This window comes from Nonomuraea sp. NPDC049695 (assembly GCF_040674955.1).
In the GTDB taxonomy this organism is placed as follows: domain Bacteria; phylum Actinomycetota; class Actinomycetes; order Streptosporangiales; family Streptosporangiaceae; genus Nonomuraea; species Nonomuraea helvata.
Window position 1 is genome coordinate 199,585 of the sequence record NZ_JBFANV010000002.1, and the last position, 17,312, is coordinate 216,896.

At 70.2% G+C, this 17,312-nt stretch carries 14 protein-coding genes; 9 read left to right on the forward strand and 5 right to left on the reverse strand.

Annotation, left to right across the window (positions count from 1 at the left end; translation table 11 throughout):
• The first annotated feature begins 44 nt into the window (after window positions 1–44).
• The 5 genes from AB0J64_RS03090 to AB0J64_RS03110 all read left to right on the forward strand — a co-directional run bounded on the left by AB0J64_RS03090 (window position 45) and on the right by AB0J64_RS03110 (window position 5,715).
• On the forward strand, window positions 45–1,379 hold the full coding sequence (locus tag AB0J64_RS03090) for an ABC transporter substrate-binding protein (protein WP_364019713.1): 1,335 nt from the start codon (window positions 45–47) through the stop codon (window positions 1,377–1,379).
• Complete coding sequence (locus AB0J64_RS03095) at window positions 1,379–2,293, forward strand: sugar ABC transporter permease (RefSeq protein WP_345001687.1); 915 nt, start codon at window positions 1,379–1,381, stop codon at window positions 2,291–2,293. Before AB0J64_RS03090 ends, AB0J64_RS03095 begins: the two co-directional genes overlap by 1 nt.
• Window positions 2,290–3,099: a carbohydrate ABC transporter permease gene (locus tag AB0J64_RS03100; RefSeq protein WP_364019716.1), complete on the forward strand. Its 810-nt coding sequence runs from the start codon at window positions 2,290–2,292 to the stop codon at window positions 3,097–3,099. Before AB0J64_RS03095 ends, AB0J64_RS03100 begins: the two co-directional genes overlap by 4 nt.
• Before the next feature lie 3 nt (window positions 3,100–3,102).
• The gene (locus AB0J64_RS03105) at window positions 3,103–5,346 is read left to right on the forward strand and encodes a family 43 glycosylhydrolase (protein WP_364019719.1); all 2,244 of its coding nucleotides are present in this window, start codon (window positions 3,103–3,105) and stop codon (window positions 5,344–5,346) included.
• 174 nt (window positions 5,347–5,520) lie between these two features.
• A complete protein-coding gene (locus AB0J64_RS03110; RefSeq protein ID WP_364019722.1) occupies window positions 5,521–5,715 on the forward strand; it encodes a hypothetical protein in 195 nt (64 codons plus the stop codon).
• A gap of 94 nt (window positions 5,716–5,809) precedes the next feature.
• Here AB0J64_RS03110 and AB0J64_RS03115 read toward each other — a convergent pair whose 3' ends face one another.
• Together AB0J64_RS03115 and AB0J64_RS03120 are read right to left on the reverse strand one after the other, a co-directional pair.
• On the reverse strand, window positions 5,810–6,523 hold the full coding sequence (locus AB0J64_RS03115) for a WYL domain-containing protein (RefSeq protein ID WP_364019725.1): 714 nt from the start codon (window positions 6,521–6,523) through the stop codon (window positions 5,810–5,812).
• A 13-nt stretch (window positions 6,524–6,536) separates the two neighbouring features.
• The gene (locus tag AB0J64_RS03120; RefSeq protein WP_364019728.1) at window positions 6,537–7,526 is read right to left on the reverse strand and encodes an alpha/beta hydrolase; all 990 of its coding nucleotides are present in this window, start codon (window positions 7,524–7,526) and stop codon (window positions 6,537–6,539) included.
• Window positions 7,527–7,664: 138 nt separating this feature from the next.
• Between AB0J64_RS03120 and AB0J64_RS03125 the strand changes: the two genes are divergently transcribed.
• The 3 genes from AB0J64_RS03125 to AB0J64_RS03135 all read left to right on the forward strand — a co-directional run bounded on the left by AB0J64_RS03125 (window position 7,665) and on the right by AB0J64_RS03135 (window position 11,654).
• Window positions 7,665–8,654 (forward strand): hypothetical protein, encoded by a 990-nt coding sequence (locus AB0J64_RS03125; protein ID WP_364019730.1) that lies wholly within the window; start codon window positions 7,665–7,667, stop codon window positions 8,652–8,654.
• Between the two features lie 320 nt (window positions 8,655–8,974).
• On the forward strand, window positions 8,975–10,222 hold the full coding sequence (locus AB0J64_RS03130) for a serine hydrolase domain-containing protein (protein WP_364019940.1): 1,248 nt from the start codon (window positions 8,975–8,977) through the stop codon (window positions 10,220–10,222).
• Window positions 10,223–10,328: 106 nt separating this feature from the next.
• The gene (locus tag AB0J64_RS03135) at window positions 10,329–11,654 is read left to right on the forward strand and encodes an MFS transporter (protein ID WP_364019733.1); all 1,326 of its coding nucleotides are present in this window, start codon (window positions 10,329–10,331) and stop codon (window positions 11,652–11,654) included.
• Here the strand turns inward: AB0J64_RS03135 and AB0J64_RS03140 are convergent.
• Together AB0J64_RS03140 and AB0J64_RS03145 are read right to left on the reverse strand one after the other, a co-directional pair.
• The gene (locus AB0J64_RS03140; RefSeq protein WP_364019736.1) at window positions 11,645–12,289 is read right to left on the reverse strand and encodes a response regulator transcription factor; all 645 of its coding nucleotides are present in this window, start codon (window positions 12,287–12,289) and stop codon (window positions 11,645–11,647) included. The genes AB0J64_RS03135 and AB0J64_RS03140 overlap by 10 nt on opposite strands.
• Window positions 12,290–12,316: 27 nt before the next feature.
• Window positions 12,317–13,516, reverse strand: coding sequence for a sensor domain-containing protein (locus tag AB0J64_RS03145; RefSeq protein ID WP_364019739.1), 1,200 nt, complete (start codon window positions 13,514–13,516; stop codon window positions 12,317–12,319).
• 151 nt (window positions 13,517–13,667) lie between these two features.
• On the opposite strand from AB0J64_RS03145, the gene AB0J64_RS03150 reads away from it, so the two are divergent.
• Entirely contained in the window at window positions 13,668–15,107 is a 1,440-nt protein-coding gene (locus tag AB0J64_RS03150; RefSeq protein ID WP_364019742.1) for an alpha/beta fold hydrolase, read from the forward strand.
• Between the two features lie 39 nt (window positions 15,108–15,146).
• Here the strand turns inward: AB0J64_RS03150 and AB0J64_RS03155 are convergent, their stop codons facing one another.
• Window positions 15,147–17,306 carry a DUF6055 domain-containing protein gene (locus AB0J64_RS03155; RefSeq protein ID WP_364019745.1) on the reverse strand — a complete coding sequence of 720 codons (2,160 nt, stop codon included), beginning with the start codon at window positions 17,304–17,306 and terminating at the stop codon, window positions 15,147–15,149.
• Window positions 17,307–17,312: the final 6 nt, after the last annotated feature.

Genomic DNA, 17,312 nt, shown 5'->3' on the forward strand with positions numbered 1-17,312 from the left:
GTAGAACGAGGCATCACCACATGGGCAGCAGGAGTGTGATGGAGATGTCCTTGGATGGCCTCACCCGGCGGCGCGCGCTCGGTCTCGGTCTCGGCGCACTGGTCCTCACCGGATGCGGCGGGGGCGGCGGGCCGCGGCAGGCGGCGCAGCAGCAGACGGGCGCGCAGGCGACGGCCGCCCCCACGAGCTACACGGGCCCCGCCGTCTCCCTGGCGTTCTGGAACGGCTTCACCGGCGGCGACGGCCCGTTCATGAAGCGGCTGGTGGAGCAGTTCAACAGCGAGCACCCGAACATCAAAGTCGCCATGAACGTCTACCAGTGGTCGGACTACTACACCAAGGTCCCGGCCGCCGTCACCGCAGGTCAGGGCCCGGACATCGGCATCATGCACGTCGACAGCGTGGCCACCAACGCCGCCCGCCAGGTGGTCCTGCCCCTCGACGACGTGGCGAAGGCGCTCAGCCTCACCGAGGCCGACTTCTCGCCCCCGGTCTGGCAGGCCGGGGTGTACAAGGGCGCGCGTTACTCCATCCCGCTCGACGTGCACCCGCTCGGCATGTTCTACAACAAGACGGTCATGGAGCGGGCCGGGCTCGATCCGGACAACCCGCCCAAGAACGGCGAGGAGTACCTGGCTGCTCTCGAGAAGCTCAAAAGGGCCGGCATCCAGGGGCACTGGGCGACGCCGTTCCCGTTCACCGGGAGCATGCAGTTCGGCACCCTGCTCCACCAGAACGGCGGCCGGCTGTTCGCCGACGACGCGAGCGTGTCGCGCTTCGCCGAGGAGCCCGGCGTGCAGGCGCTGACCTGGCTCGTCGACCTGGTCGACAAGGGCTACAGCCCCAAGAACGTGGGCCAGGACGCCGACTTCATCGCCCTGCAGAACGGCAAGGCCGCCTTCAACTGGAACGGCATCTGGTCCATCAACACGCTGCGCGAGGTCAAGGGCCTGGAGTGGGGCGTGGCGCCGCTGCCCCAGATCGGCACGCAGCCCTCCGCCTGGGCGGGCTCGCACCAGTTCGTCGTCTTCCGGCAGCGCAAGCCCGACCAGAACAAGCTGGCCGCGGCCAAGGTGTTCATCAACTGGATCAGCGGCCACTCGATCGAGTGGGCCAAGGCGGGGCAGGTCCCGGCGCGCAGGTCCATCCGCGAGAGCGCGGAGTTCAAGGCGCTGAAGGAGCAGGCGGCCATCGGCTCCCAGATCGACTACCTGTACTTCCTGCCGTCGGTGGCGGGGATCGGTGACGCCTCGGCGGTGGTGGACCAGGCGGTCAACGCGGCCATCCTGCTGAAGAAGAGCCCGAAGGACGCGCTCACCGAGGCGGCGGCCAAGGCGGACAAGATCCTCGAGCAGAACCGGAAGAAGTACGGCGCCTGATGGCCACGCTCACCGTCACCACGGCGAGGAAAGCCGGATCCGGAGCGCTCACCTGGTCAGGGCGGGCCACACCTTACCTCTTCATGGCCCCGTACCTCGTGCTCTTCGGCGTCTTCGTGCTGGCCCCGGCCGTCTTCGGGATCTGGGTGAGCCTCCACGACTGGGACTACATGCTCGAAGGCAAGCCCTTCGTCGGTCTGGAGAACTACTCCGCGCTGTTCGACCCCGCCTCGGCCGTCTATGACGACTTCTGGATGTCGATGCGGGCCACCGGGATCTTCACGCTGTTCAGCGTGCCGTTCCTGGTGGTGCTGCCGCTCGGGGTGGCGCTGCTGCTCAACCGCCGGTTCCGGGGGCGGACGTTCTTCCGTGGGCTGTTCTTCGCCCCGTACGTGCTGGGGGTGGCGGTCGTCTGCCTGATGTGGCGGCTGCTGCTCGACCCGAACCTCGGCCTCGTCGACTGGCTGCTCGGCACCGACATCGCGTGGACGACCTCGCTGCCCTGGGCGTGGGTGGCCCTCGTGGGGGTCACCGTGTGGTGGACGCTGGGGTTCAACGGGGTGATCTACCTGGCGGGCATGCAGGACATCCCGCGCGAACTGTACGACGCCGCCAAGGTGGACGGGGCCGGGCGGTGGGCCGAGTTCCGGCACGTGACGCTGCCCGGACTGCGGCCCGTGGCGCTGTTCGTGGTGACGACGACGATTCTGGCCTCGGCGAACATGTTCGGGCAGTCGTACCTGCTGACCAAGGGCGCGCCCGGCGGTGAGACCAGGACCGCGATCGTCTACATGCTCGACATGGGGCTCAACCAGTACAAGATGGGCAGCGCCTCCGCGATGAGCTACGTGCTCACGCTGGCCCTGATCGTGATCAGCCTGCTCAACTTCCGGCTCTTCAGGGGGCGGTCGTGAGGCGGTACACGGCCCTCGTCGCGCTGGCCGTGGTCTTCGTGGCGCCGCTGCTGTGGGCGCTCGGCACCTCGTTCAAGAGCAAGAGCGAGGCGACGCGGGTGCCGCCCACGCCGTGGCCCGCCGAGCCGGCCGCCGACGCCTACGGCAGGCTCTTCGAGGGCACCACGCAGACGCCGGTGCTGCGCTGGTTCCTCAACAGCCTGATCGCGGCCACCGGGCACATGCTGCTCGTCCTGGCCGTCTCGTCGCTGGCCGCGTACGCGCTGGCCAGGCTGGAGTTCCGGGGCAAGAGGCTGATGTTCGGCGTCATCGTGGGGACGCTGCTGGTGCCCGGGTTCGTCTTCCTCATCCCGCAGTTCCTGATCATCGACCAGCTGGGCTGGCTGGACAGCCTGACCGCGCTGATCGTGCCGGGAGCGGCGGGCGCGTTCGGGGTGTTCTTCCTGCGGCAGTTCTTCCTCGGGCTGCCGCGCGAGCTGGACGAGGCGGCGCTCATGGAGGGCGCCAACCACTGGCACATCTTCCTGCGGATCACGTTGCCGCTGTCGAAGCCCGCGCTGGCGACGCTGGCGGTGCTCAGCTTCATGAGCAACTGGAACGACTTCATCTGGCCGGTCTTCGTGATCTTCAGTCCTGACTACTTCACTCTGCCGCCTGGGCTGTCCATCCTGCAGGGCGCGTACACGATCGACTATCCGGTGATCATGGCGGGCGCCGTGCTGGCGAGCGTTCCGGTGCTGATCCTGTTCGCGCTGACCCAGCGGTACGTCATCGAAGGCATCTCTCGTAGTGGCTTGAAAGGCTGATATATGCGGATCGCAGCGGTCGTTTCGCTGGTCATGTCGTTACTCTCACCCACGCCCTCCTTTGCTGGGCAGTCGTACGACAATCCCGTCTCGGCGGGGTTCGCCGACACCTTCGCCGATCCGGCCGTGATCCGCGGCCTCGACGGCTACTGGTACTCGTACGGCACCTCCGACCCGCTACGCGAGGGCGAGGGCAAGCACCACCGGCTGCCGATCGCCCGCTCCACCGACCTGGTCTCCTGGACGTACGTGGGCGACGCGTTCGGCGAGGACAACCTGCCCCCGTACGCCGCCCCCGGCAGCCTGCTCTGGGCGCCCGACGTCCGCTACCTCGACGGCCGGTACGTCATGTACTTCACGGTCACCAACACCACCAGCACCCCGCACGAGTGGGACTACTCGATCGGCGCGGCCACCGCTCCGACGCCGACCGGCCCGTGGACCCACCTCCCGGCTCCGGTGGTCGCGCCGCGGCCGTCCGGGGACTCGTACTGGAACACGATCGATCCGGCGCAGTTCACGGACGTGGACGGCCGGAAGTACCTCTACTTCGGCGGATTTTTCGGGGGATTGTGGGTCACTGAGCTGACCCCCGACGGCCTCCACACCGTGGGGCAGCCGACGCAGGTGGCCATCGACAACAAGTTCGAGGGCTCGTACGTGGTGCGCCGCGACGGCTACTACTACCTGCTCGCCTCGTCCGCGAACTGCTGCGCCGGCCCCACCACCGGCTACTCCGTCCTGGCCGGTCGTGCCACCAGCCCGCGCGGCCCGTTCGTCGACCGCGAAGGGCAGCCGCTGCTCGCGTCCCGTGCGGGCGGCACCCCCGTCCTCGACCAGAACGGCAACCGCTGGATCGGGACCGGCCACCACGCCCAGCTCACCGACCTCTCCGGCCAGGACTGGATGGTGTACCACGCGATCGACCGGGCCGACCCGTTCCTGGACCAGCCGTACGGGATCAACGAGCGGCCGATGCTGCTCGACCGGCTGGACTGGATCGACGGTTGGCCTGCGGTGCGGGCGGGCGCCGGGCCCTCGGAGCGGTCCGAGGAGACGCCGGTCACGCGCGGGTTCGTGAGCCTGACCGATGATCTGTCGGGGTGGCGGGGTGCGGGCTGGGCCATACAGGATGGCTATGTCCGGCACACCGACAAGGGCGCGCTGACGGCGCGGCAGGCGGTCGGCGGGGACGTCCGCGCGGAAACGGACCTCCGCCTGGCCGGGCAGCCGGCTGGAGAGCCGGCCGGGCAACCGGCCGGGCAGCCGGTTGGAGAGCCGGCCGGGCAACCGGCCGGGCAGTCGGCCGGGTTGCGGATCGGCGGCGCGACCGTGACGGTGTCCGGCAGCGGCCTCACCGTCACGGCGGGAAGCGCGCGCCGTACGGTCGCCCTGCCGGGCGGGGCCACCACGTGGCGCAACCTGGCTGTCACGGTCAAGGGGCGGACGATCACGGCCGAGGTCTCGTCGAGCCGCCTCGGCGATCCCCAGGCCACGGTCCGGCTCGACTCGCCGGTTGCGCTGTCAGGCACGTTCGCACTGGTAGCCGACGGTGTGGCCGACTTCGACAACGTCAGCGTGGCCAAGCTCGCCAAGCCCGTCACCCGTCCGGCGCCGGTGCCCCGTACCGGCAAGCTGGTCGACGCCGACGAGTTCGACGGCACGGACTCCGCCTGGCAGTGGGTCCGCCAGGACCCGGACGCCCGCGTGGACGGCGGCGTGCTGCGCTGGCCGGTCCAGGGCTCCGACCTGGTGGGCACCGCCAACACCGCGAGCGTCCTGCTCCGCGACGCGCCGGAGGGCGACTACATCGCCGAGACCAAGGTGACGCTCGACCTCGGCGAGGACACCGTACGCAACTACCAGCAGGCCGGTCTGGTCGCCTACGTCTCCGACGACGACTTCGCCCGCCTCTCCCAGGTGGCCATCTGGAACACCCGCCAGGTGGAGTACGGCCGGGAGCTCTCGTTCGCCGGCCGCCTCTCCTACGGCGGCAACATCGTCGGCCCGCCGGCCAGGACGACCTGGCTCAGGCTGGCGCATCACGTGGATCCGGTGAGCGGGGAGCACGAGTTCCGCGCCGGCTCGAGCCGCGACGGCAGGACGTGGACGTGGGGCGGCGTGTGGACGTTCCCGAAGGACACCGCGCCGCGCATCGGCCTCGTCGCACACGGCGGGGCGCAGCCGGCGGTCAACGCCGAGTTCGACTACGTACGCATCTACCGCTCGCCGGCGCAGCATCGGTGAACGGCTGACAGCCCGCCGGATCATGCGCGGAAGCGCTGGGGCGGCTCACGCGGTCGCCCCAGCGCTCCTGTCTCGGCATTGCACTGCATGGCTTCCTCTTCGGATAGGAGGCTGCGTGCTGATGCTTCGTGAAACCCTGAAGCGCCTGGAGGCGGTCATCGGAAGGACGAGCCGATGAGCGAGACGATCACCTACGTCATCACCTACGAACACGGGCGCTGGGTGTCGCGGTGCCCTACCGGGGAGACGGAGGGCGTCGGCGTGGCCGGCTCCTTGTCGCAGATGGAGCGCGATTTGGCGCAGATCCACGCCTTGGCCTGGCCGGAGGACACCCCCGGCGTAGAGCTGGTCTTCGAGCCACCGGGCTGAGCCGGACACCGCACGTGTCATGGGCCTGTCCAAGCAGCGCGTCCACCAGTTGAAGGCCAGCGCCTGACGGGTGCGGTGTCCTGGCCTCGGGAGATCAGGCGCCGCTGAGCGATCTCAGGGTCTCCGCCCGGCGTACGCGTTCGGCCAGGTCGCGGTCGAGCGCCGGGACCGTACGGGCCGGGCACGGTTCGTCGCGCAGCTCGGCGGCGCGGATCCGGTCGAGGCGGAAGCCGCGGCCGGCGCGGCGGCTGCGACACCACCCGATCAGGTACCACGATCCCGAGGCCGCCAGCAGCCCGCCCGGCTCGACCTCCCGTTCGCTCTCCCTGCCGCCGGCGTCGGCGTAGCGGATCCACACCACGCGCTGCCGTGCCACCGCCTGCTCGACGGTCGCGAGCACGTCCGGCGCCGTGCGTGCGGGCAGCACGTGGATGCGTTCGGTCAGCGCGCGTACCTCCTCGGCGGCGGACGAGCCGAGCGCGGCGGCCAGCTTGCGCATCGCGGCCGGGCCCGCGGCCGAGAACGGGGTCCCGTCCTCGGCCCCGGCCAGCGCCGCGGCGACCGCCAGCGCCTCCGCCGCGGTGAGGTTGATCGGCGGCAGGGCGTGGTCGCGGTCGACGAACCAGCCTCCGCCCTGCCCCGGCTGCACCCGCACCGGCACCCCGGCCTCCATGAGCGCCTGCAGGTCACGCTGAACGGTTCGCCGTGACACGGCGAACCTGGCGGCCAGCCAGCCGACGGTACGCGGCCGGGGCGCGATCGCGCGCAACTCGTCGACCAGGGCGTACAAGCGCTCGGTACGGTTCACGACACCTCTCGAATCAGGCCAGGCACCGGCGGACGAACTCTTCCTGCGCCGCCAGCTCCTGCCGGGCCAGCGCTGTGGGATGCAGCGTGAACCCGTGCCACCCCTCGGCCGCCACCACCAGCTCGGCGGCGTTCCCGGCGGCCCACCAGCGAGCCGCCATGAACAGCGAGTCGTCGAGCACCGGATCGGCGGTGCCGACAGCGAACCGGGCGGGCGGCATGGCGCTCAGATCAGCATAAAGAGGGGAAATATCAGGATCGAACCGTTCGGTCGGGCCCAGTCCCGGCAGCAACTTGTCCCGGAACCACTCCAGGATCGGCGTGTTGATCAGCCGGTTGCGGTCGCCCGCGTGGCGGCTGCTGGGCGTGCCGAAGGCGAGATCGTACCAACCGAAGGAGAGCTGCGCGCCCAGGAAAGCCTCCGCGGGTGACACGCCGTGCCGGTCACGCAGCCGCAGCAGCGTGCTCACCGACAGCCGCGCCCCCGCCGACTCCCCGCCGATGAGCAGCCGCCCGGAGCCGAACTCGGCGGCGGCGTGCTCCATCAGCCAGAGCGCGGCCTGCTCGGCGTCGTCGTTCCCGGCGGGGTAGGGGTGTTCGGGCGCGAGCCGGTACTCGACGCTGACCACGGCGACGTGACAGTTGACCGCCAGGTCGCGCAGGCGCCGATCCTGCCCGTCGGCGGACCCGATCACGCCCCCGCCGCCGTGGAGATGCAGGAACACGCCGTCCGGCCGCCTGTCGCCGGGCGGCAGGACGACTCGCAGCGGCAGGCGGCTGCCGTCCGGGGTGGTCACGGTCCGCCAGCTCGCCTCGCTCACGTGGCCGAGCGGCGGGAACCCGAAACCGCCGGCGCGCTGCGCGGCCCTGGTAGCCTGCGGATCGTCCGCCACGTGCAGCGGAACCTGGCTGTCCAGCAACTTCTCCAGCCGGTCGTTGGTGTCGCGGGTCTCGGCGAGCTCGGCCGGTTCCTGGCCGATGAGCAGCGTGATCGGTGTGTTCATGGGCCTCAGGATGGTGACCCGCCGCGACACCGTTGTGTCACGGTTGCCGCGTGATCTCCCTCACAGGTGGGACCGGCCGGCTCATGAAGGTCATCTGGTCTTTCCGTCACGTTCCCCTGCCGGCCACCGGTTGTCATCATGATCGATGGCACGCCCTCGCCTCCGGAGGTCCCTGTGACGGTCTTCCTGCGTGTACTCCTCGTGTCCACGGTGGCGGCTTCTGTCGCGCTGCCCGCCGTACCGGCTGCCGCGGCCACGGCGGCGCCGGCTGGAATGTACAGGTTCGTGGTGGCCATCGGCGGCCTGAAGACCACCTCGCGTGAGAACTGGGTACGCCTCGCGACCTACTCCCTCACCGCCGACGGCAAGGCCACCGAGTCCCACTTCCACTGGTCGCAGCGCGTACGCGTGTCCCGCGCCTACACCGGCGTCACCGGCGCCGGCTGCGGCGCGCGGGCCTGCCAGGTGCAGACCGCAGGCGGCTTCCCCGCCACCAGCTTCCCCGAGCACCTCAGCGGGACCTACACGGTGACGGGCTCGGTGCTGCGGATCACCTGGGACGGGAACGGATGGGAGGAATGGACGGTCAGCGAGCCGATCGCCGGGCGGCTCGCCAAGCTCACCTACCGCGGCAGCTCGTTCGGCGCGACGCACGGGTACGGCTACGGCAGCAACGCCACATGGAGCGAGCGCGCGTCGATGGCGGAGATCGCCGCCTTCGACCACACCCGGCTCAAGCACGACTACCACCTGTGGAAGACCGACGCGGGCACGCCGTACCTCGACGAGGGCGCGGGCAAGCCGTTCTGGATGCTCGGGTGGCGACCCTGCTCGAGCGGCCGGTGCCTGGGCGGCGCCACGACGGCCACCGACTACTACCTGTCCACCGCGAACGCCACGTCCACCGACCGCAGGGACACCATCTGGCACTGGCGGCGCGAACTGGCCGACGCCCGCGGCGAGCACTGCTACACCGGCAACTCGCACGTGAAGCCCATGCTGCAGATCATCGACAGCGCGGGCGGCTTCCACGGCTGGGTCGCCGTGGAGGCGTCGCTCAACCAGACCTCCCCGAGCCAGGGCACCTCGGCCGACGACATCGGCGTCTTCGAACTCAGCGAGTTCTAGCCGCCGGCGGCCGTACGCGGTCGGGCAGCAGCCCTTCCGCGGGGACAGCCACGAAGTCGCCCGAATCCACTCGCCCAACGATCCACTCGTCACGGTCCTGGCCGGGAGCGTGCTCGGGTTTGACGCGGGGCAGGCGCATTCACCGATGGTCGATATCCACCGGCTCAAGGTCAAGATCTCGGTCCCGGATCCCAGAGCCGCACGGCCACCAGGATGCGAACGGCGGCACTATCCTGACCAGCACGAACACCGCCTCCCAGGCTGGTGTGGTACGAAGTACCCCTATTGCGATAAAAGTGACGGTAGGGGGCAATGTGACCATGCTCAGCCGACGACGGCTCCTCCAGGCGAGCGCAGGCGCCGTGCCGGCGATCGCGCTTGGGACGCGTCCCGCGTGGGCCGCCGCGGCCGAGCCGCTGACCACCGGTGTCGTGCCGAGCGCGATGGCCGGGTTCGACAAGGCGATGAAGACGTTCATCACCGAGCGGGACATCTCCTGCGCCCAGCTCGCGGTCGCCAAGAACGGCAAGATCCTGCTCGCGCGCGGCTACGGGGTCTACTCCAAGCCGGGCGCCCTCGTGCGGGTGCAGCCGACATCCCTGTTCCGGATCGCGAGCCTCAGCAAGAGCCTCACCGCGGCCGCGATCGTCCGGCTGGTCCAGGACGGCAAGCTGACGCTGGGCGCGAAGGTGGCCTCGCTGCTGGGGCTGTCCACCACGGCCGACCCCCGGCTGGCGAACGTCACCCTGTGGCGGCTGCTCCAGCACCTCGGCGGCTGGGACAGCGCCGTGTCGAAGGACCCGCTCTTCAACGACCAGACGATCTCCGCGTCGCTGGGCGTGCCGCTGCCGGTCGACCACGCCGACATCATCAAGTACGTCACCGCGAGGAAGCTCGACTTCGACCCCGGCACGAAGTACGTCTACAGCAACTACGGCTACATGCTGGCCGGCCGGATCATCGAGAAGGTCTCGGGCATGAGCTACGAGTCGTACGTGCGGCAGAAGCTGCTCGCCCCCGTCGGGATCACGCGGCCGCGGCTGGGCCGCAGCCTCCGCGCCGAGGCCTTCTCCACCGAGGTGACCTACGCGTCGAAGCTCACCAGCAAGAGCGTCGTGGACCAGTCGGGCGCCGTCGTGCCGTTCCCGTACGGCGGTTTCAACCTGCCGAACATGGACGCCAACGGCGGCTGGCTCGCCTCGGCCGTCGACCTGGTCAAGTGGGGCTTCGTCTTCAACGCCGCCGGGCCCGTGCTCAACTCCACGTCGCTCTCCCGGATCTTCGCCAAGCCCGAGACCGGCGTGACCGGCAACGGCTCCTGGTACGGCCTCGGCTGGAACGTGCGCACGAACAACGCCGGAGGCCTGAACACCTGGCACACCGGCAGCCTGCCCGGCACGTTCAGCTTCCTCGCGCGGGTGCAGAACGGCGTCAGCTACTGCGCGATCTTCAACCGCAGGGCGGAAGCGGGGACGCCCGACTTCGACTCGATCGATCCCATCCTCGGCGAGGCGATCAGCACCGTGAAGACGTGGCCCACCACGGACCTCACCTCGAAGTACTTCTGACCGGCACGATCACCGGGCGCCCGTGCGCCCGGTGATCGGACTGGTGACCGTCGATGACGACTCATGTACCGTCGCGGGAAAGGCAAGACCTACCGAGGAGCGGTAGATGGTAGAGGAGCAGCGACTCGACGCGACAGGACAACCATCACAGACGAGAAGGCAGCGGGTCCGGGCGGTGATCGCCTCCGCCGTGGGGACCTCGATCGAATGGTACGACTTCTTCCTGTACGGCTTCGCCGCCAGCACGATCTTCGCGAACCTGTTCTTCCCGAAGAGTGACCCCACGACGGGTCTGCTGCTGTCACTCGGCACCTACTTCGGCGGGTTCGCCGCCCGCCCGATCGGGGCGGCGATCTTCGGACACTACGGCGATCGGATCGGCCGCAAGGCCACCCTCATCATCACGCTCCTGAGCATGGGCGTCGCCACCGCACTCGTCGGCGTGGTGCCGACGTACGAGCAGATCGGCGTCTGGGGCGGCATCCTGCTGACCGTGCTCCGGCTGCTCCAGGGCATCAGCGTCGGAGGCGAGTGGGGTGGCTCCGTGCTGCTGGCCACCGAGTGGGGCAGGTCGCGCGGCGGGCGGCGCGGCTTCCTGGGCAGCTGGCCGCAGTTCGGGGTGCCGGTCGGGCTCGTGCTCGGCTACCTGGCCCTCGAGGTGTTCCAGCCGCTCGACCCCTACTGGGGATGGCGCATCCCGTTCCTGCTCAGCATCGTGATGGCCGGCGTCGGCCTCTACATCAGGCTCGGCATCCTGGAGACGCCGGTCTTCGCCAAGGTCCTGCGGGAGAACAGGGTCGAGCGCGTCCCCGTGCGCGAGGTCATCGTCAGGAACTGGCGGGAGATCGTGCTGAGCGCCCTGCTCAGGACCGGGCAGCAGGCGCCGTTCTACATCTTCACCGTCTTCATCCTGACGTACGCCACCAAGACCCTGGGGTTCGAAGCGGGGCAGATCTATCCGTACGTCATCGCCGCCGGGATCGTGTCCCTGTTCACCGTGCCCTTCTGGGGATACATCTCCGACCTCGTGGGGCGCCGGAGGCTCTACATCGTCGGCGCCGCGGCCATGGTGGCCTGGTCGTTCATCTACTGGCCGCTGCTCGACACCCGCGTGCCCTCGCTGGTCTTCCTGGCCATCGTGCTGGCCGCGCCCATCCACGACATCCAGTACGGCCCGCAGGCCACGTTCATCGCCGAGAGCTTCACCGGGCGGCTGCGTTACAGCGGGGCCTCGCTCGGCTACCAGCTGGCCTCGGTGACGGCGGGCGGGCCCGCGCCGTTGATCGCGGTGTGGTTGTACGCCACGTACAAGAGCTCGTTCGCCATCGCCGTATATATGGCGATATGTGCGCTGATCAGCGTGGTTGCGGCGGCCATGCTGAAGGACCGGTCGCAGCAGGACTACGCGATCGAGTACGACGATCAAGCCTGAAGGTAGTGCAGGACGGCGAGCACCCGGCGGTGGTCGCCGTCCGAGGGCGACAGGCCCAGCTTGGTGAAGATCTGCGTCACGTGCTTCTCCACCGAGCCGTACGAGAGGAACAGCGCGTCGGCGATGGCGCTGTTGGAGCGGCCCTCCGCCATCATGGCCAGCACCTCGCGCTCTCTGGGGGTGAGCATGGAGAGTGCCTCCACGCGCCGGCTGGCGCCCATGATCTGGGTGACGACCTCAGGGTCCAGCACGGTCTCCCCGTCCGCGATCCGGGCGAGGGCGGAGAGGAAGTCCCTGACGTCGGCGACGCGCTCCTTCAGCAGGTAACCGACCCCGCGGGCCCCGTCGGCGAGCAACTGGGCCGCGTACCGGGTCTCGATGTACTGGGAGAACACCAGCACGCCCAGGTCCGGGTGGTCGCGGCGGATCTGGATCGCGGCACGCACGCCCTCGTCGGTGTGGGACGGCGGCATGCGTACGTCGACCACCGCCACGTCGGGGCGGTGCTCGGCCACGGCCGCCCGCAGCGCGTCGCCGTCTCCCACGGCGGCGACGACCTGGTGGCCCCGGGAGGTGAGCAGCAGGCAGAGGCCGTCTCTGAGAACCACGGCGTCCTCGGCGATGACGATGCGCATGCGGGTTCCGTTCGGAGGTGCGGGGAGTCAGACGTGCAGGGGGAGGTCGATGCTGATCATCGTAGGACCTCCGGCCGGGCTGCGGAGGTCGAGGTGGCCGTCCACCATGTGCACGCGGTCGGCGAGGCCGCGCAGCCCGGTCCCGGTTTCGTGGTCCATCGCCGCGCCGCCGTGGCCATCGTCGGACACGAGCAGCCTGAGCCGGCCGTCCCGCGCCCGTACCTCGACCGAGGCCCGCCGGGCGCCGCTGTGCTTGGCCACGTTGGCGAGGAGCTCCGCCGTGCAGTAGAAGGCGATGCTCTCCACCGCGGGGGACGGCCGCTCGGGCAGGTCGGTGTCGAGCTCGACGGGGAGCGGGCTGCGTGCGGCGAGCGTGGCCAGGGCGATCTCGAGCCCCTTGTCCAGCGCGGGCGGGTGGATGCCGTGGATCAGGTCGCGGAGCTCGGTCAGGGTCTCCTTGGCGGTGCGGTGCGCGCTGTCGACCAGGGAGCGGGCGCGTTCCAGCCGGTCGGGCTCGTGAGCCTCCTCCAGCTCCTCCTGCGCCATGCCCAGGCTCATCGCAAGCGTGACCAGCCGGGCCGCCGTCCCGTCGTGCAGGTCGCGTTCGATCCGGCGCAGCGCGGCCGCGGCGTCGTCCACGGCCAGCGCCCGCGTGCGCTCCAGCGCCTGGATCCGCGCGGTGCCCGGGGCCGGTCCGAGGAGCATCCGTACGAGCCTCCGCTCGGGGACGAGCGCGAGACGCACCCCCCACGGCGCCAGTAACAGCAGCACCGGCCCGGCCGCCACGGCCGGCCACCACGGCGGGGAAACGAGCAGGAACAGGCCGCCGCCCCACAGCCCGGCGGCGACGGCGAAGGCGAGGACCGCCGTCGGCAGCCTGACGAGGCTGTGGACGATCGCCCGCCAGCCCGCGACGTCGCCGAGCGCCGCCATCATCCAGTTGAGCAGGCCGGGCTCGGACCGGAACGGGCCCGGCGCGGGCACCCGCACCCCCGCCAGTGCCCGCGCCAGCCCTCGGTTCGCCGCGCCGAGCCCCCTCGCACCCCGTACGGAGAGGGCGAGGAGCGGGAGGCCGACGATGTTGGCCGCCATCAGGCCGCTCAGCAGCACGACGAGGAGGTAGATCAGACCGGCTCCCGCCATCAGCGGCATGGCCAGCGCGTATCCGAGCTCCCGCCACGCTCGTGCCCCCACCGGGGCGGTGACCGCCGTTCGCCACTTGTCCACCCGTCCAGCTTGGCGAACACCCGCGCCGGGAGGCCACCCGGACAACCCCTGGGGGACATCCCGAAGCCGGTACGGCGGACGTCCCCGTGGTGTCAGCCGCCCGGCTCGGCGAGCGTGGTCATGGAGAGCTCCAGGAAACGGAGGATTCGACATGTCTGGCAAGACCAGAGCCCTGGTCGTCGGTGCGGCAATGGCGGCTGCGCTGGCGGGAACGCCCCCGGCGGCCGCCCAGGGGCTGACGTGGCGGGCATGCCCGGGCGAGAACGTGCCCAAGGGCATGGAGTGCGCGACGATCGAGGTGCCCGTGGACTGGGCGAAGCCGGACGGGCCGAAGATCGCACTGGATCTGGCCAGGCTGCCCGCCACCGAGCCCGCCCGGCGCATCGGCAGCGTGCTCGGCATCCCCGGGGGCCCCGGCGCGAAGGGCATCGACGACCTCAAGCGGGCCGCGTCCGACCTCGCCGAACTGGGCCACCGCTTCGACCTCGTCGCCTACAACCCCCGCACCACCGTGTGGCGGGACCACCAGCCCGCGTCCTGCAAGCAGCCCGGGACAACGCTGTACGAGCCCAGGAACCGGAGGCAGTACGAGGCCCTGTCGGCGACGATGGCCAAGGCGTTCAGGACGTGCCAGAACGACGACAGGACCGGGCTCTTCGCCCACATGGACTCGCTCTCGGTGGCCAGGGACATGGAGGCCGTCCGCGCGGGACTGGGTGAGGAGCGGCTGAGCTTCATGGCCAACTCTTACGGAGGGGTGCCCGCCGCCGCCTACGCCCGGCTCTTCCCGCAGCGCATCAGGGCCATGTACCTGGACGGAACGATCAACCAGACCACCGGCTGGCTCGGCCAGGGGCTTCTGTCGCTGCGGCAGATGGAGCGGCTGGTGTTCCCCACGTTCACCGACTGGTGCGCGACCACCCCTGCCTGCGCGCTGCACGGCGAGGACGCCGGAGCGGTCTGGCGAAAGCTCACCCGGGACGCCGATCGCAAGCCCATCCCGGTCACCTCGTCGCAGTTCGGCAAGGGGGAGCTGACCGGCTGGCACCTGCGGAGCTTCGGCTTCGTCGGAGACCCGGGACCGGGGAACTCGCGGTGGCTGGCCTTCGCCGACGCCGTGGACAAGGCGCGTCGAGGCGACGGCTCCGGTTTCGCCGACTTCGCCCTCGGCAACGCACGCGTCTGGGCGACGCCCGGGCTCCTCGCGATGACCTGCGGGGACGATCGAGGGTTCACGAGCTACGCCCAGTTCCGGGAGGCCCGCCGCCGGTCGCGCGCGGTCTCGCCCCACTTCGGCGGAGCCGGTTTCGACGCGCTGGCCTGCGCCGGCTGGCCCCTGCCGGCGGCCAACCCGTCCCGGCCCCTGCCGGTCCGCGGGCTGCCGCCCTTCCTGGGGGTCGGCACCACGTGGGTCGACTACGGATGGACCGAGAGCTTCACGAAGATGATCCCGGGCTCGGTCACCGTGGCCTACGACGGGCCTGGGCACGTCATGTACCTGTCCGGCAAGAAATGCCCGATCAGGCACGCCACCACGTACCTGGTGGATCTGAAGCTGCCGCCGCCCGGCACGGTCTGTCCCGCCGAGTGACCCCATGGAGGGCACCCGGTCCGGGTGCCCTCCTCGGCGTCAGCCGTAAGCGCGTACCTCCAGCAGCCCGACCGAGCCCTGACCGCTCTCCAGCACGACCCTCAGCCGGGTGGTGCTCACGGCGGTGAACGTGACCGGGTTGTACGTGCCGGCCGCGATCCCGTAGGCGCTCGCCCCCGGCACGTCGGCGTAGGCGCTGCCGTTCCAGTACTGCAGCTTCCACGACGCGGGCACGCGCACCCCGCCGCCGTCGTCGAAGAAGTAGACCTCGGCCGACTTGAGGGTCTGAGCCGTGGACCAGGTCAGCTCGGCCCACTGGGTGCCGGTCTCCGGCCAGGTGCCCCAGCGCGGGCTGGGCACGAGGCCGTCGTTGACGGCCGCGACGCTCTCCCAGGGCGAGGTGTACGAGGCCGAGGGCGTCGCGCTCGCGGCCAGGTTGACCGGGGTGGGATCCCCTCCGCCGCCGGTGCCGAAGGCGAGGTCGGCGTCGCTGAAGATCGGATGGGACGGGTTCACGTCCGTCTCGCCGCCGCGCCCGTCGCAGCCGCGGTCCGGGTTGAACATCAGGTACGTCCCCGAGGAGCAGGCCGAGGCGGGCTCGGCGTCGCCGCCGATGACCACGCTGCCGCCGAGGTTCGCCCCACCCTGGACCAGGGCGCTGTTCTTCACCACGGCGCTGCCGCCGACGGTCGCGCCGCTGTTGACCCAGGCCAGGTCCTCGATGCGGGCGGTGCCGCTGACCGTGCTGTTGCCGTACACGGCGGCTCGGGGGCCGACGTAGGCGGTGGCGGCCACGTTGGCCCGGTTGTCCACCCAGCCGCCGCCGTTGGAGTGCCAGTGGCCGCCGCCCGGCGCGGCCGGCTGCACGTGGTTGGGCTCGAAGCCCCACGGCACGGCGCCCTGCAGGCGGAACTGGTACGGGTAGCGGTAGTTCTTCGGGTAGCCGTCGAGGAAGGCGTACTTGTGCACGGCTCCGGGGGCGCCCAGGACGACGAGGTAGACGTCCTTCTCGCCGGACTGGGTCTGGAAGGTCACCTCGCCGTTCGAGGAGTTGTAGATGGGGCTGTACCGGGGCGTGCCATTCTTCACCGCGACGAACCCGTACGACCAGCCCGACTGCGCCGCGGAGTTCACGTGCCCCCTGAACCGCATCCGGATGAGGGCGCCGTCGCTGCTCGGGACGAGCCGGATCTTGTTGTAGCCGTAGTCGGAGGGCGCGAGGGCGTCGGAGATGCGGAAGTGCCCGGCCGCGGCGTTGACCGCCTGCACGTCCACGCCGTTGTAGGCCGTGACGAACGGATACAGGCTGGTGATGAACGGCATGAAGTCGGCGCGGTTGGAGTAGTCCCAGGTGACCTGGTGCTGGGCGTACTCACCCAGCCGCCGGTTCAGCTCCGCCTGGTCGATGCCGGCGAGGCGGCGGTAGGTCTCCAGCGGGTGCTCGTTGCTCCTGGCCTCGTTCCATATGCGGTTGAACATGGCCAGCCCGTCGCGGTCCTTGATGTACTGCAGGAGCATCCAGTTCCCGTAGTGGTGCCGGCTGCTGCTGTAGGCGAGGTTCTCCGTACGGATGAACCTGGTCAGGTCGCCCGCGGCCGTCTTCGGATAGACCTGCATGGCCATGAACTCGGCGCTCGTCTCCCAGAACGTGCCCGCGCTCGGGTCGGTGAAGCCGTAACCGGACCTGCCGAGGAACGTGTAGTTCTGGAACACGTGCCCCAGCTCGTGCGCCAGCCCCCATGAGCCGGGGAGCGCGGCGGCGGGGGCGATGTTGATGACGCCCACCTTGCCGTCGGTCGAGCCGCCGGTGGCCCACGCGTCGAGCGGGGCGTTCGACCAGGTCCTGGTGACGATGACGATGATCTTGTACTGCGCCAGCAGCCCGCTCTCCGGCGTGAACTTCATGGTGTTCACGTAGAAGGAGTAGAGGCTCTCCAACTGGCTGAGCATGTTGTCGGGGTCGAAGTTGTACGGGGAGGGCGCGGTCTTGGGGTTCGTGCCCGACCGGTCACCCCATAACAGGATGAAGTTCGTGGACTCTTTCGTCCGATCGGAGGCCCACGGCACCTCGCCGGTGCTCGCCCAGCGCGAGGGGATGTAGACGGTCTTGGCGGCCGCGCTCGCGGCCGGTGACCCGGGTAAGAGGAACGCGCTGAGGAGCAAGAGAAGGGCGATCGCCGTCGCGCGCGATCGTCTCATGAGTAG